14 protein-coding genes are annotated in these 13,886 nt (G+C 66.0%); 6 read left to right on the top strand and 8 right to left on the bottom strand.

Features of this window, described 5'->3' with window-relative positions:
* Positions 1-11 precede the first annotated feature (11 nt).
* The 5 genes from argC to Q0964_RS10525 form a co-directional block, all read right to left on the bottom strand.
* The gene (argC, locus tag Q0964_RS10545) at positions 12-1,061 is read right to left on the bottom strand and encodes an N-acetyl-gamma-glutamyl-phosphate reductase (protein ID WP_299267032.1); all 1,050 of its coding nucleotides are present in this window, start codon (positions 1,059-1,061) and stop codon (positions 12-14) included.
* Positions 1,058-1,972 (bottom strand): RimK family alpha-L-glutamate ligase, encoded by a 915-nt coding sequence (locus Q0964_RS10540; protein WP_299267029.1) that lies wholly within the window; start codon positions 1,970-1,972, stop codon positions 1,058-1,060. Before Q0964_RS10540 ends, argC begins: the two co-directional genes overlap by 4 nt.
* A 150-nt stretch (positions 1,973-2,122) precedes the next feature.
* Positions 2,123-2,287: a lysine biosynthesis protein LysW gene (gene lysW, locus Q0964_RS10535; RefSeq protein ID WP_299267027.1), complete on the bottom strand. Its 165-nt coding sequence runs from the start codon at positions 2,285-2,287 to the stop codon at positions 2,123-2,125.
* Between the two features lie 229 nt (positions 2,288-2,516).
* Positions 2,517-4,079 (bottom strand): argininosuccinate lyase, encoded by a 1,563-nt coding sequence (argH, locus tag Q0964_RS10530; RefSeq protein ID WP_299267025.1) that lies wholly within the window; start codon positions 4,077-4,079, stop codon positions 2,517-2,519.
* Positions 4,080-4,083: 4 nt separating this feature from the next.
* Positions 4,084-5,394 (bottom strand): argininosuccinate synthase, encoded by a 1,311-nt coding sequence (locus Q0964_RS10525; RefSeq protein WP_299267022.1) that lies wholly within the window; start codon positions 5,392-5,394, stop codon positions 4,084-4,086.
* 409 nt (positions 5,395-5,803) lie between these two features.
* Here Q0964_RS10525 and Q0964_RS10520 point away from each other — a divergent pair, with 409 nt between their 5' ends.
* Genes Q0964_RS10520 through Q0964_RS10510 form a run of 3 tightly spaced genes read left to right on the top strand, consistent with a single transcriptional unit; the run spans position 5,804 to position 6,823 of the window.
* On the top strand, positions 5,804-5,986 hold the full coding sequence (locus Q0964_RS10520) for a DUF7554 family protein (RefSeq protein WP_299267020.1): 183 nt from the start codon (positions 5,804-5,806) through the stop codon (positions 5,984-5,986).
* Positions 5,987-6,045: 59 nt separating this feature from the next.
* A complete protein-coding gene (locus Q0964_RS10515; RefSeq protein ID WP_299267017.1) occupies positions 6,046-6,261 on the top strand; it encodes a hypothetical protein in 216 nt (71 codons plus the stop codon).
* 52 nt (positions 6,262-6,313) lie between these two features.
* Positions 6,314-6,823, top strand: a complete 510-nt coding sequence (locus tag Q0964_RS10510) for a 2'-5' RNA ligase family protein (protein WP_299267014.1) — start codon at positions 6,314-6,316, stop codon at positions 6,821-6,823.
* 3 nt (positions 6,824-6,826) lie between these two features.
* On the opposite strand, the gene Q0964_RS10505 is transcribed toward Q0964_RS10510, so the two are convergent.
* Entirely contained in the window at positions 6,827-9,028 is a 2,202-nt protein-coding gene (locus Q0964_RS10505) for an ATP-dependent DNA helicase (protein WP_299267012.1), read from the bottom strand.
* A gap of 552 nt (positions 9,029-9,580) precedes the next feature.
* Here Q0964_RS10505 and Q0964_RS10500 point away from each other — a divergent pair.
* Complete coding sequence (locus tag Q0964_RS10500) at positions 9,581-10,813, top strand: hypothetical protein (RefSeq protein WP_299267010.1); 1,233 nt, start codon at positions 9,581-9,583, stop codon at positions 10,811-10,813.
* 1 nt (position 10,814) lies between these two features.
* Here the strand turns inward: Q0964_RS10500 and Q0964_RS10495 are convergent, their stop codons facing one another.
* Positions 10,815-11,771: a cation diffusion facilitator family transporter gene (locus Q0964_RS10495; protein WP_299267007.1), complete on the bottom strand. Its 957-nt coding sequence runs from the start codon at positions 11,769-11,771 to the stop codon at positions 10,815-10,817.
* Between the two features lie 103 nt (positions 11,772-11,874).
* Here Q0964_RS10495 and Q0964_RS10490 point away from each other — a divergent pair, with 103 nt between their 5' ends.
* On the top strand, positions 11,875-12,378 hold the full coding sequence (locus Q0964_RS10490; protein ID WP_299267004.1) for a metallophosphoesterase: 504 nt from the start codon (positions 11,875-11,877) through the stop codon (positions 12,376-12,378).
* A 182-nt stretch (positions 12,379-12,560) separates the two neighbouring features.
* Here the strand turns inward: Q0964_RS10490 and Q0964_RS10485 are convergent, their stop codons facing one another.
* A complete protein-coding gene (locus Q0964_RS10485; protein WP_299267001.1) occupies positions 12,561-13,394 on the bottom strand; it encodes an ArsR/SmtB family transcription factor in 834 nt (277 codons plus the stop codon).
* 99 nt (positions 13,395-13,493) lie between these two features.
* On the opposite strand from Q0964_RS10485, the gene Q0964_RS10480 reads away from it, so the two are divergent.
* A complete protein-coding gene (locus Q0964_RS10480) occupies positions 13,494-13,622 on the top strand; it encodes a DUF7859 family protein (protein WP_299266998.1) in 129 nt (42 codons plus the stop codon).
* The last annotated feature ends 264 nt before the right edge of the window (positions 13,623-13,886 follow it).

Here is a 13,886-nt window from a genome sequence, read left to right as displayed (position 1 = left end):
CTACCTCCGGGCTACGGGGAACCCACGGGATGCAGGCCCTGAAACGAAAGGCCCGCCGTCTCGTCGAGGCCAAGCGCGACGTTCGCGGCGTGGACGGCCTGGCCGGCCGAGCCTTTCATCATGTTGTCGATAGCCGAAAACACGACCAGCCGCCCGTTGCCGGGGTCGAGTTCGAAGCCGACCTCCGCACGATTCGTCCCCGCGACAGCTTTGGGCTCGGGGTAGCGGTAGACGCCACCCCCACCCGCGACGAGTTCGACGAACGGTTCGTCTTGGTACTGGCTGCGATACGCCCCCCACAGGTCGCCCTTCGAGACGGGACCGTCGGGGAAGACGTGGCAGGTCGCGCTCGCGCCGCGGGTCATCTCCACCGCGTGAACGGTAAAGGACACCTCGACGCCGAGGAACTGCTGGATCTCGGCCTCGTGCCGGTGGCCCGTCGGCGCGTACGGCCGGACAACGCCGGACCGCTCGGGGTGGCTGGAGGCCTCCCCGCCGCCGGCACCACCCTCAGAGGACCCGACCTTCACGTCGACGACGATCCGCTCGTCGCCGTCCAGCACGCCCTGTTCGAACAGGGGCAGGAGTCCGAGAATCGTCGCGGTGGCGTTACAGCCGCCCGAGGCGACGATTTCGGCTCCTTCGAGGCGCTCTCGGTTCAGTTCGGGGAGAGCGTACTCGGCCTTTTCAAGCAGTTCGGACCGGCTGTGGCCGTCGTACCACTCGTCGTACTGCGCTTCGGTGTCGAGTCGGAAATCCGCCGACAGGTCGACGACGGTGCCAGCGGCGTCGCGGAACTCGTCGATCTGTTCCATCGTGACGCCGTGGGGCGTCGCGGCGAACAGCGCGTCGACCGACTCCAGATCGTCGGGTTCGGAGAAGCGCAGGTCCAGATGTCGCAGGTTGGGGTGCTGGTGCCCGACCGTTTTGTTGGCTTTGGAGCGACTCGTCGCCTGGACGACCTCGAACTCGGGGTGCCCGGCCAGCAGGCGCAGGAGTTCACCGCCAGTGAAGCCGGTGCCGCCCACGACGGAGGCGGTCAGCGAGGAATCCGTACTCATCGGGCGTTCACCCCCTGTTGTTGCTCGGCCTTCGTCTCCAGCCAGTCGACGACGCGAGCGGGCACGTCCACGTCCGTCGCCTCGTTCAGCGCCTTGAACTCGACGGTGTGGTTGACCTCGTGGACGGTGTACCGCGGGCCAGACTCCATCTGGTTACTCCCCGACCCGTCCTCGGGACCGGCTCCAGTTCCCATCAGATCCACGCCGAGCAGGCCGCCACCTACGGCGTCAGAGGCGCGTTCGACCAGGTCGAGTGCCTCGTCGTCGAGGCCGAACGCGTCGGTCTCGGCCCCTTTGGCAGCGTTGGTGATCCAGTGGTCCGAGGAGCGGACCATCGCGGCGACGGGGTCGCCGTCAGTGGCGAGAACGCGGATGTCCTCGCCGCCTTTCTCGACGTACTCCTGGACGTAGAACACCTTGTGTTCGTAGTGGCCCAGCGTCTCCTTGTGTTCGAGGATGGCCTCGGCGGCCGTCCGGCTGTCGATCTTGGCCATCAGGCGGCCCCACGAGCCGACGACCGGCTTGAGAACGCAGGGATACCCGAACGCCTCGATGGCCGCCATGGCCGCGTCCGTGGTGAACGCGACGGTCGTCTCTGGCGTGGGCACGTCGTTCTCGGCCAGAGCGAGGCTGGTTTTCGCCTTGTCGGCACACAGTTCGGCGGTGTCGGGATGGTTGACGATGGGGACGTCGTCGGCGTCGACGAACTGTGTGGCGTAGACACTCCGACTGGTCGCGAGACACCGGTCGACCACGAGGTCGACGCCAGCGAAGTCAGCGGGCGACTCGGACAGTCCGAACTGCTGGTTGCGAACGTCGATTTTCGTGACGTCGTGGCCCCGGTCACGAAGCTCCGAGAGGAGGAGCTTCTCGTCTTTGCGGATGCGCGAATAGAGTATTCCGAAATTCACGTGAATCCCTCCGGCATGAACGCGAGCACGTTGCTCGCTCTGCGTGCGACGGTGTTCAACCGAGCCACCTCTGGTCGCGGTGTCGTGCTGATGACAGTGCTGCTGTTATCGTGTTCATATTTTCACCGGCCGGCAGCGGCCGTCACCACGTTACTCGCCCCAGTCCTCTTCGAGCTCGGGTGCCGAGTCCAGCTCGACCGGGTCGGTGTCGACGACTTCCAGTTCTGCACCGCAGGTCGAACAGTCGACGATCTCTCCCACTTCCAAGTCGTCGTGCAGAGACACGTCGGCCCCGCACTCGATGCATTCGGTCATTGGTACCTCCATCTCACGCTCGTTACCACTTAAACCCTTCGGACTTGTCGAGCAGAATTAACGACCCAAACTACCTTCTAACCGCTTCGTAATCCTTCTGAGCGGCATTTCATGAACGCTGTATCATGGTTCTGGTATTTTTTCCCCTCGCGGGGGTCGCGGTCGCGGCGGGGGGGCCGCTACGTCCCGACGTCGTGGACGTTCGCGTCGCCTGCGAACGGGTCGGAACTCAGACATAGCCGGCCACCTCGTCGCGGAGTCGGTCCTCGGCGTCGGCCAGCGCGGCCCGGCGCTCCCCCAGCGCATCGTGGTCGGCGTCGAGGTCGCCCCGTGCCGAGGCCAACTGGTCGGCCACCGCGCCGGGTGCTGGCCCGCCGGCCGAGTCACGACTCGCCACGCTCTCGGCGGGGTCAAGAGCGGCTTCGACGGCTGCGCGGCTCTCGTCGCTCGCCTGTTCCGAGGCCTCGCCGTCGACGAACGCCGACAGCGACTCGCCGAGAAGCGCCTGTGCCGCTGCGTCCAGCGTCTCGTAGTCAGGGTCGGCCGACCGGTCCGCGGCATTGGCCACGAGTTCGTGTGCTGTCCGGAAGGGAAGCCCCTCCATCGCCAGCAGGTCCGCGACGCCCGTCGCCGTCGAGAAGCCTGCACTGGCCTCCTCGGCGAGTCTCTCGACGTTCCAGTCGGCGGTCGCGACCGCGCCGGCCGCGACCTCGGTGGCCCCGATCACCGCGTCGACGGCGTCCCAGCCGTACTGGCCCGCCCGCTGGAGGTCGCGGTTGTAAGCACGTGGCAGGCCCTTCAGCGTCGTCAGCAGGCCCGAAACCGCGCTGTGTGCGTCGCCGGCCCGTGCCCGCACTAGCTCCAGCGTGTCCGGGTTCTTTTTTTGCGGCATGATCGACGACGTAGAGGCGTAGTCGTCGCTCAGGTCGAGGTACCCGTCACTGGCGAACATTACGACGTCTTCGCTGAGTCCCGAGAGCGTCGTCGCCAGGTTCGAGAGCGCCGTCGTCGCCTCCAGCAGGAAGTCGCGTGCGGACGCGCCGTCCATCGAGTTGGCCAGTACCGAATCGAAGCCGAGTAGCTCGGCGGTCCGCTCGCGGTCGATACCGAACGGCGTCCCGGCGAACGCCGCCCCACCCAGCGGTGAGCGGTTCGTTCGCGCGTACGCGTCGAACAACCGCTCGGTGTCGCGGGCCAGCGACCGCTCGTAGGAGAGCAGGTAGTGGCCCACCGTCGTCGGCTGAGCGTACTGGAGGTGGGTGAACCCAGGCATCAGCGTCGCCGCGTGCTCGTCGGCCTCGTCGAGCAGTTGTTCACGTGCGCCGACGACGGCCGCAATCGCGTTGAGTAGGTCCCCGCGCAGGCGGTAGCGGATACAGGTTGCCACCTCGTCGTTGCGCGACCGGGCAGTGTGCATTCGGCCACCCTCGGGCCCGACGCGTTCGATTACTGCCGTCTCGATGGCCGCGTGAACGTCTTCGCCCTGGGGGAGGGCACCGTGTCCTGCCGCTTCGATGTCGTCCAGCGCCGCGAGAATGGCGCCGGCGTCGCCAGTATCGACGATGCCCTGCTCGGCCAGCATCACGACGTGGGCGCGGTCGACCGCCAGGTCCGCGGCGAAGATGCGCTCGTCGGCCGCGAGCGAGGAGAGGAACCCACGGGCGGGGCCACCGCTGAACCGGTCCCGGCGGACCACGTCTCCAGGAGCGTCAGCGACCGGGGGCTCGTCGGAGCCTACCCCGACGGTGTCGCCGGTCTCGTCCGCCTCGCCGTCGGTGGGTTCCTCGGTCATGAGTCTACTCCTCGGGTTCGGCGCTTCCGTCGGACGGTCCGTCCGACGACGTCCCGCTCGCGTCGTTCGCAGGACCCCCGTCCGTCACGGCCTCGGCGGCCGCGCTGTCGACGGCCTCGCTGACCGTGTTTGCCAGGCGTTCCTGGAAGCCGTGGTACTTGGCGACGCCGGTCGCGTCGGCCTGTTCGATGTCGTCTGTGACCGCTTCGGTATTGAACGAGGCCTGTCCCTCCGCGTAGCAGGCGTACTCGCTCTCGCGGGCGACCGGACGGGCCTGCCCGCCCTCGAGTTTGACCGTAACGGTGCCGGTGACGCGTGTCTGGGTCTCTTCGATGAACCCTTCGAGCGCGCGGAAGAGAGGGGCGTTCACCAGCCCCTGGTACCCCTTCTCGGCCCACTCCTGATCGATTCCTGTTTTGAAACTCCGCTCTTCCTCGGTGAGGACGAGTCCTTCGAGAGCGTCGTGGGCCGCCAGGAGTACCGTGGCCGCGGGGTGTTCGTAGTTCTCGCGTACCTTGAGCCCGAGCATCCGGTCTTCCATCGTGTCGGTGCGCCCGATGCCGTGTGCGCCGGCCTGCTCGTTCAGTTGTTCGATGACCGCGACGGGGCTCAGCGCCTCGCCGTCGATGGCGACGACCTCGCCCTCCTCGAACTCGACGTCGACGAGTTCGGCCGCTTTGCCGCTGGGACTCGCCGTCCACTCGTATATTTCGTCGCCGGGAACGTGGCTGGGGTCTTCCAGTTCCGAGCCCTCGACCGAACGGCTCCAGAGGTTCGTGTCGATGCTCCAGCGGCCGCCGTCGCCACCTTCGACGGGCAGGTTCTTTTCCTCGGCGTACTCCTGTTCCCACTCGCGGGTCAGGCCGAGTTCGCGAACGGGCGCGTGGACGTCCATGTCCGAGTCGCGCCAGACCGTCTCGAAGCGGAGCTGGTCGTTGCCTTTCCCGGTACAGCCGTGAGCCAGGGCGGTACAGTCCTGCTCCTCAGCGACTCCGAGAATCGCGGCGGCGATGACCGGGCGGGCCAGCGCGGTCCCGAGCGGGTAGCCCTGGTACGTGGCGTTTGCCTTGACGGCATCCATACAGAGGTCGGCGAACTCGGCTTTCGCGTCGACGACGTAGTGATCGAGGCCCAGTGCCTCGGCGGTTTCCTCGGCCTCGTCGAACTCCTCGGCCGGCTGGCCGACGTCGACGGTGACGCCGATCACGTCGTCGTAGCCGTACTCGTCTTTCAGTAGCGGTACACAGACTGTCGTGTCGAGCCCGCCGGAGAAGGCGAGCGCGACCGTTCCTTCGGTGTCGTTGGGTTCTGGCATGTGTGTTGTGTGATGAGTCGAGGCGGTGCGGACCGCCCAGCACCAGTCGGTGGGCGGTTCGAGACGAAACGACCGTGGTATGAAGTGGGAGTGAGGTGGGCCTAACGGCCCCGTCGTCGGAAACGCCGTCGGAGTGCCCGACGTTCAGACGTGTCACCAGCCGACGGCTGGTGCTCTCGCGATTGTGGGAGAATGTGGACAGACCCTCCGGCCTCGCTCGGCAGCGGGCCGGTACCGTAGGTCTGTGTCATGTACCTGCTACTACCGCGGATTCGTATTAAAACCTTCCGAGATTCGGACTCCGTGGCGTGCGATGACACACCTCGGGTAGTGGTCGCGGGGGGTCACACGCCACGTCCACGCCGTGACGGCCACAATCCATTTCCTTCCGCCGGTCACACCAGTGAGCATGAACTGTCGCGGCGCGCTCGACACCGACGACCTGCTCAAAGTCGTGCTGGTGCTGGTGGTCGTCTTACTCGTCGTCGAACTCCTCGAAGCGGTCGTCGGCTTCGTCGTCGGTCTGGCCGCCCCCGTCCTCGCACTACTCGTCGTCGCGCTCATCGCCCGCTACTTCCTCGACCGCATCTGACCGTCCGTGTCGACTGTCGGACCATTGGATTTAAGCGAAAACCGATGAACACTACTCACATGAGTGAGGGGCGAGTCACGGCGGCCACCGAGGGCCGGGTCACGGCGACGAAGGTCAGAAACCTCTTTATTTTCCTCGGACTGGGGCTGCTCCAGTTGATGGTCGTCTTCGAGGGCATGGCCCAGTACTGGGGTGTCACGATTCCGGTGTTTCCACTCCTGTTTATTCTGCTCGGATTCGTATCGGCTGGGCTGTTGTTCATCGCGAACTTCTGACCGGTCGCGACCAGCAGTTCTTTGATTGCCGGAGTCGTGGTCGAAACAAGGCGTGTACAGTCTGAACGTTCCGGTCCCGTCGTCGGTCGCCGCCCTCGCGAGTCGGTTGGCGACGGAACTCCCGACCGCACGTGTCCGGTCACGCGGCCGTCACACCCTCGGCGTCAAACGCCTCGGCGGCGACGGTCCCAGCGACTACCCCCGTCTCGAAGCGCGAACCCGGGAAGTCCTCGCCGGCACCGCCCCGTTCGACGTCCGGATCACCGGTATCGAGGTGTTCGAGCGGGCTCCCGTCGGCAGTTCACCCGTTATTCACCTGGCCGTCGAGAGCGCCGCCCTCCGGGAACTCCACACTGGCCTCTGTGAGGAGTTCGAACCCGTCGACGACATCGAAGGCGACGGCTACAGCCCCCACGTCACTATCGCTCGCGGCGGGGATCTGTCGGCCGCCCAGCGCATGGCCGAGCGAGAGATCGACACAACGGAGTGGGCCGTCGACGAACTCGTTTTCTGGGACTCCGAGCGAATCAAGCAGGTCAGCAGTGTTGCGCTTCCGGCCTGACGCTCACGGGTTCGGTGGCGTGCCGTCCCAGGCGTCCATATCGCCGTAGAAGTTCAGCATCGCGAACTTCAGCTTCTCGGGGGCGATGTCGATCATCTCCGCCCGTTCCTCCGGCGGGAAGCTCTCCCGGACCGTGTAGTTGCCCAGTTCCTGTTCGCCGAGTTGCGTGTACCGTTTGTCCACCAGCACCCGCGTCCCGAAGTCCGCCGGCGAGCGCACTACCCGTCCCAGTGCCTGCCGGGTTTTGCGAACGGTCGGAATCTCGACGGCGTAGGCCCAACCCGCGTCCTCGGTCCCGTTCCACTCGCCACCGTCGTCGCCGAACGTCTCGTCGTACGCCTCCTGAACCGCGTCCAGCCGGTCGTCCAGGTGCGGGTACGGGACGCCGACGACGACTGCCGTCCGGGCGTCGCCGTCGTCGAAACTCACCCCCTCGGTAAGGGTGCCCCATAGCGAGGTGAACAGGATGGCGTTTTTGCTGTCGGTGAACTCCTCACGGAGTTCCCTGGCGCTCGTCGCGGGTCTGTCCAGATACCGCTCGGCGTCGGTCCGGACTCGGTCGTGGTAGCGTTCGGCCTCACTGTAACTCGGGAGGAAAGCCAGCGTGTTACCCGGTGTGAACTCGACTGCGTCCTCCAGCACGCCCGTCACGGTGTCCTGAACCCTCGGATCGTCGCGCTCGCTCGAGAAAAGCGCCGGTGCCTCGACGGCGTAGGTGCGCCGGCGCTCCTTGGGGAACTGCGCGCCGTAGGCCATCGTCTCGGGGTCGTCGAGTCCCAGCACGTCCTCGGTGACCGGAAAAGGGCGCAACGTCGCGCTCATCAGGACGCTCGCGTGAAGTTCGTCGAACAGCGAGCGGGTCACCTCCTGTGGAATGCATCGGTAGAGTTCGGCCCGGCCGTACACATCGCCGCGTCCCTCGTCCCGGCGGACGCTCACGACCGGGTAGTGGCCCTGCGTGTCGCCCTCGTCCATCCACGTCTGGACGAACCGTACGGCCTGGAGGGTCTGACACTCCTGTCGTGTACTGGCCTCGCCGTTCTTGTACGCCTCCTCGTACTTCTGGTCGAGAGCGCGGCCGAACGTGAGCGCGGCCTGGAGGTCGACACCGTAGCCCGGCCCGGTGTACGCCCGGAGGAAGTTGATCGTCAGGTCGTCCCGGCCGTCCTCGTTGGTGATGGAGCAGTCCTCCCAGTTCTCCTCGATGCGCTCGCGCTCGCCGAAATCGAGCGCGTCGTCGTAGGTTTCGGCCAGCGCCGACCGGAACGCCCGGACGACGTTCACCGCGGCCTCGGCCGCCGGGTCGTCCCGTTCGGCGAGTTCGTCCAGTGCGCTGTCCAGCGTGGTCTCCGTGAGCGTCCGGGTCGCGTGGTCCCGGGCCGCGTCCTCAACGTTGTGGGCCTCGTCGAAGACCGTGATCACGTCCTCCGGGTCCCGACCGAGCCACCGGAAGAAGTGTTCACGGATGTCCGGGTCAAGCAGGTGGTGGTAGTTGCAGACGACGAGGTCGACGCCCTCCATCCCCTCTTTGAGGAGTTCGTAGCCACAGAGCCCCTCCATCTCGGCGTACTCGTAGATGTCGTCGGGGTCGCGAACGTCCGCGAACAGCCACTCGTAGAAGGCGTCGGTGTCGCCGGTGAGGTTCTGGTAGTAGTAGTCGCAGGTGTTGCCGTTCTCGCGCAGGTCCTCGAGTTCGTCCTCGACGGCGTCGAGTTCCTCCAGCACCGCTCCGCGGGCCTCAGCGGCCTCCTCGCTCCCGGCCTGACTGTCCTCCAGGAGCGTCGACTCCCGTTCGTTCAGTTCCGCGAGATCCTGTTCTTTCTCGACGATCTCGTGGGTTGTGTCCCGCAGGGCCTGACACTCCTCGTAGCCCACGTCGATGTGACACATCGACCCCTTCCCCCGGAAGACGACCGCGCGAATCGACTCCTGCTCTGTGATGGCGCGGGCCTCCTGGACGAACTGGCGCATCTGCTGGTGGACGTTCGTCGTGATGACGACCGTCTTGTCTGCCTCGCGGGCGTACTCCAGGGCCGGCACCAGCGCGGCCAGGGTCTTGCCCGTCCCGGTCGCCCCCTCGAACAGCACGTCGGATCCCTCGCCCAGCGCGTCGTGGATGCGGTCCATCGCGTCACGCTGGTGGTCGTATGGCTCGCCGTATGGAAAAAATCGCGTGTAACCGGCCGCGTCTCCGTCGCTCGACACACGCGTTCTTTGTTCGCTCCCAAATAAAAAGTCTCGCCGTCCACAGCGAGGTCGCGGCAAAAAAAGAGCAGTAATTTCCTGTCCGACGTTGTCCAGTAAGAGCAGATGATACAGGAGGGTTCATCGAGAAGGGGTCGTTACTCGGATTTGCAGTTTTCGCAGGCGGTTGTCTCGGGCGACGAAGCCGCGATATAGCCGCAACACAACCGAAGAAGTCCGTGTCGTGCTTGTGAACGACGAGTTGAGCGTGTTCGAACGGAACGTGACGCTACCGCCGGAGTCGGTATCCGATGCCAGAGTGGAGACCAGATTCGATTCGGAATAAAACAGGACACTGAGTTGACGGCGAGGGGCTACAACAACGGCGAGATGACAGAGAGTCGATTCGTACTGAACTGTGGCCTGGAGGAGTGCCCTGGGGATTTCTTGACTGTCAGAGTGCAGTCGGGTACGGTGTTCGTCGACGGGTCCGACGAAAACGGCACGTCCTCTATATAAGCGGACGTGTGTACACCCACAGCACTGATTTTCCCGTGCTCGTTGTGACAGTCTATGGGACGGAGACTGCTGGTCGCGTGCTGTCTGGCGCTGGTCGCGCTGGCGGGCTGTTCCGGCGGCGCTGGCGGTCCGACACCGGTGGCCGACGACGCGAACCCAACGACGACACCCGCGAACGGCGACGGCGAACCGACCGAGACGACGGGGTTAGACCTCTCGGTCGGTGCGGAGATGGAGGCGGCCGCACTCGTGCGGGCCCACGAGACCGCACTGGCAGACGAGAGCTACGTGTTCCGCTCGGGCTTCGGCCTGCCTTCTGGCGCACGGGAGCGTGCGTCGACGGTCGTCAGGGCCGAGGACGGATTGTTCGAGATCGAACGCTTCCAGTACCACCCACTCCGCGGCGAGGCCACGGCGCTGTACGCCCGCGATAGGCGCGAGTACGTCCGGTTCGAGGACGGGCCGGTGACGAGGACGGTCGCCCAGCCCAACCGGACCGCGGTGCCGACGGGCCGGCAGGCGCTGGTCGGAACGCGGACGCTGACGGTCACCGACACGCTCCAGCAGGACGGTGAGCGACGGTACGTCCTCACCGCCGGACTCGACTACGAGAGCGCGGACCGGACGCTCCCCTATCGCCGAGCAGTCGTGGACGAGCGCGGCCTGATCCACAACTACACGAGCGGGGAGTACATCCCACCCGAGAGCGAGCGGCCGACCGAGGGGTTTCTCGTCTCGCGCTGGTTCGACCTCTCGAACGTCGGGGCGACGACGGTCGACGAGCCCGACTGGCTGACCGACCTCCGGACGACCGACTCGGCCGGGCCGGTGACGACCGTCGTCGACCACGCGGACCTCGACACGCGCTTTCGGGTGACGGGGACCAACGTGGACGCGAGCGTCGAGCGCCTCCGCAACGATGCGGTACTCGGGAGCGACCACGTCGACGAGTCGCGGGCGTCGCCGCTGATCGACCTGGATATCGAGGGGCAGATCTCGAACGCGACCGTCAGGGTCGGCTACGACCCCGCCGCGCTTCCCAACGGGGCCGAGGAGGGGGGTCTCGCCGTGTTCGTCTACAACGAGTCGCTCCAGACGTACCTGCCGCTGAACACCTCGCTGGACGCGGACGCGAACGTGGCCGTCGCCAGCCGCGGCGCACCGGTCAGGTACAGCTCGGGCGGCGGGCCGGAGCAGACACTCCGGCCGGCCCTCTCCGATCCGACGGCCGACCGACTCGTCGTCGCGGTGATGCACGCGGAGACGTGGTACTCGGCGTTCCGGTAGCTCAGTCGACCGGCTCGACGTAGATCCGGTTGACGTGGGGTTTGGCCTCGCGGATGGCGGCCTCAATGTCGTCGATCACGTCGGGGCGCACGTCGGCGGTGAGGTCGTCGGCGAAAGCCACCTCGGTGGCAACCAGCACCTCGCCCGGGCCGAAGTACACGGTGCGGAAGCCGACGAGTTCGTCGACGCCGTTCCAGCCGGCGACTACGTTCCGTAGCTCGCGTTCGTCCTCGTGTGGCATGCTCTCGCCGAGCAGGAGCCGTTTGTTCTCCCAGGCCAGCGCGATGGCAAAGCCCATCAGCATGAGCCCGATGATGAGCGCCGAGGCCGCGTCGAAGACCGGGTTGTCGGTGACTCTGGAGAGATAGATGCCGAACAGCGCGATTCCTGCGCCCGCGAGCGCGATGAAGTCTTCGGTGAACGCCGTGAGGGTGGTCACGTCGGAGGTCTTCCGGAACGCCTCGCGGTAGCCGCTCCAGTCGTGTGTGTCGATCTGGCGTTTGAGTTCCGCCCGGGCCTTGTAGAACGCGTAGGTCTCGAAGACGATGGCCCCAATCAGGACGGCGTAGTTGATATAGACGGGCGGAAACGAGAGGGTGATGTCGGTGAAGGGGACCGTCGGCTGGCGGGCCGACTCGTGGGTCCCGTGTGCCAGGGCGTCGTAGCCGTGTTTGGCCGACTCCCAGCCCGCGATGCCGAAGAGCAGGACGGAGACGAGGAAGCTGTAGAAAAACTGGGCCTTCCCGTAGCCGAAGGGGTGGCGTCGGTCGGCCTCCTGTGCACCGTAGCGGATACCGATCAGCAGGAACACCTGGTTGCCCGTGTCCGAGATGGAGTGGTACGTCTCGGAGAGCATCGCCGGGCTGAGCGTCAGCAGATACCCCACGAACTTCATGATCGCGATGGCCCCGTTTGCGATCAGCGCCGCGATGACGACCCCCTTGCTGTTCCCTGCCATTACGGGGTGGCTCCCCCGGTAGACCCAAAGCTGTTCTGGAACAACCAGTCCGTCTCGCCACCGAATCCGTCGGAGGTTTACCCAGCCCCGTCGTACCAACCGTATGCTTACCGTCGTCTCCGACACACACGGCACCGGGACCCACCGGCTCTCCGGCCGAACCCGCGAGGCCGTCCGTGAGGCCGACGCTGTCGTCCACGCAGGGGACTTCACGACCGAGTCGGTACTCGACGCCTTCCAGTCCGAGGCCAGACGATTGTACGGCGTCATCGGCAACAACGACCGGCCCGCCGTCCGGAACCGTTTGCCGGCCAAGCGCGTCGTCGAACACGCAGGAATCCGGTTAGTCGTCGTCCACGGTCACGAACACACCGAAACCACCCTCTCACTGTTAGGCCGGCAGGAAGCCGCCGACCTCGTGGTCTTCGGTCACTCCCACCGGCCCGGCGTCCACGAGGGCGACGGCGTGACGCTGCTGAATCCCGGCAGTCACGCCCAACCCCGCCGACACCGGTCGGCGCACGCGGAACTGGAGCACAACGGGGACGCCATCGGGGGCCGACTAATCGACCCGGACGGCACTGTGTTCGAGGAGTTTAGGATATAGTTGGGCGGGCGCGCCCGAGGGGAGTCCGGAGGGCTTCGGAGCCGAGTCGGAGGCGAACACGGTCTCGTCGGGAGGGCCGGAGCGAGCAGGCGCATCGAATCGTAGACTCCCTGTACGATTAGGGCCAGCGGAAACTCAAACAGTCGTTTTAGATACGGAGAAACCGGGAGGGTGCGGCCGGATCAGTCCGTGAGGGACCGGACGCCGGCCACGACGGCCAGTGCGGTCAGCCCGCCGAGAAAAAAGAGGAGTCCCGGCGGGAGCGAGAGCGCGCCGGCCACGGCGTCGCTGGCCCCCGACGTTGCCGTCTCGGTCGCCGTCCGTGCAGCCTCGGTGGCGACGTCGGCGGTCCCGCCCTCGGTGGCCTCGGGTCGGGCCTCTACGGGTGCGTCGGTGGCGTTGCTGCCCGTCACGTCTGCCACTTCCATGCCGCCACCGCCGTCGTCGGCTGGTGGGGACTCCTCCGGTTCCGGTTCCGGTTCCGGCGTCGGCGTCGCGGTTTCGTTGCCCGCGGCTGGCGCACCGCCGGAGTCGGCACCACCTGGCGACCGACTTCCGGTCGGGTTCAGGAAGCCACCGGTACCGACGGCCGCCTGAATCGCGAGGCTGGCGATGCCGATGAGCCCGAGGCTGCCGAGAAAGCGCGACAGGGCGGTCCGGAGTGTGGACTTGTCGTCGTCGTCACCACCGGCCATGATGACCAGCGGACGGTCCGCGGGGGCGTAGACGTTCATTTCGCGACCCTTCTCGGAGTAAATCGTGTCGATCACCTCGATAGCACCGGCGTCTTCCAGATTGTTGAGGTGGTACTGGACGTTCTGGAGGGAGGTGTCGACCCGCTCGGAGAGGGCGGCGGGCGGGGCGGGTTCGTCGTGAAGCTCCGACAGGACGAGCCGGGCCGTCTCGGAGGTCAGTGCCGACAGCACGTCGTCGGCGTCCTCTGAGTCGACGCCGATGACGCGCGGCCCGGCCTCCTCGGCCGCGGACGTGTCGGGTTCGGAGGGCAACAGCGACATTGTTCGCCGGCTATGATAGCGACCGGTATCAACTTTGTTACGTCCTGCCGGAGACGGGCCGAGGAAAAGGATTTTTGCCCCCGGGAGTCACCTCGGAATATGGCCGAACTCGTACTCTGGGGGATGGTCGCCGTTATGCTCGGCTTCGTCTTCCTCGTCTACTTGTTTTTCCGCCGGACAGCCACGGCGCTCAAAAAGGGGATGAACGAGGGGAAAGGAAACGGTTGATATCCTCCTCCGGCTTCAGGCGGAGGAATCCCGAGTGGTGGGAGTTTCAGGTTCGTAGTCCAACCGGCAGACTACCAGTCCTTTCGGGCGCGGGTAGTCCCACAGTGTCGGACTGGTGGACTGCTGGCCATGCCAAGTGGCCGTTACCCCTATTTTCGACCGTGTACGGCGTCCCGGTGTTGTTTGTGCCACAGGGACGCCAGCAGGCGTCAGCAGACTCGGGGATATCGTCTGGTTCGCTTCGAGCAGTCGGCACAGATACAC

This window comes from Halorientalis sp. (assembly GCF_028275115.1).
Lineage (GTDB): Archaea > Halobacteriota > Halobacteria > Halobacteriales > Haloarculaceae > Halorientalis.
This window is presented reverse-complemented; position numbering and strand designations above follow the sequence as displayed.

What these genes read in the sequence shown, in the direction of transcription:
- argC (WP_299267032.1), bottom strand. Translation starts at nt 1,061, where the DNA reads ATGAGTACGGATTCCTCGCTGACCGCCTCCGTCGTGGGCGGCACCGGC.
- lysW (WP_299267027.1), bottom strand. Translation starts at nt 2,287, where the DNA reads ATGACCGAATGCATCGAGTGCGGGGCCGACGTGTCTCTGCACGACGAC.
- argH (WP_299267025.1), bottom strand. Translation starts at nt 4,079, where the DNA reads ATGACCGAGGAACCCACCGACGGCGAGGCGGACGAGACCGGCGACACC.
- Q0964_RS10525 (WP_299267022.1), bottom strand. Translation starts at nt 5,394, where the DNA reads ATGCCAGAACCCAACGACACCGAAGGAACGGTCGCGCTCGCCTTCTCC.
- Q0964_RS10520 (WP_299267020.1), top strand. Translation starts at nt 5,804, where the DNA reads ATGAACTGTCGCGGCGCGCTCGACACCGACGACCTGCTCAAAGTCGTG.
- Q0964_RS10515 (WP_299267017.1), top strand. Translation starts at nt 6,046, where the DNA reads ATGAGTGAGGGGCGAGTCACGGCGGCCACCGAGGGCCGGGTCACGGCG.
- Q0964_RS10500 (WP_299267010.1), top strand. Translation starts at nt 9,581, where the DNA reads ATGGGACGGAGACTGCTGGTCGCGTGCTGTCTGGCGCTGGTCGCGCTG.
- Q0964_RS10495 (WP_299267007.1), bottom strand. Translation starts at nt 11,771, where the DNA reads ATGGCAGGGAACAGCAAGGGGGTCGTCATCGCGGCGCTGATCGCAAAC.
- Q0964_RS10490 (WP_299267004.1), top strand. Translation starts at nt 11,875, where the DNA reads ATGCTTACCGTCGTCTCCGACACACACGGCACCGGGACCCACCGGCTC.
- Q0964_RS10485 (WP_299267001.1), bottom strand. Translation starts at nt 13,394, where the DNA reads ATGTCGCTGTTGCCCTCCGAACCCGACACGTCCGCGGCCGAGGAGGCC.
- Q0964_RS10480 (WP_299266998.1), top strand. Translation starts at nt 13,494, where the DNA reads ATGGCCGAACTCGTACTCTGGGGGATGGTCGCCGTTATGCTCGGCTTC.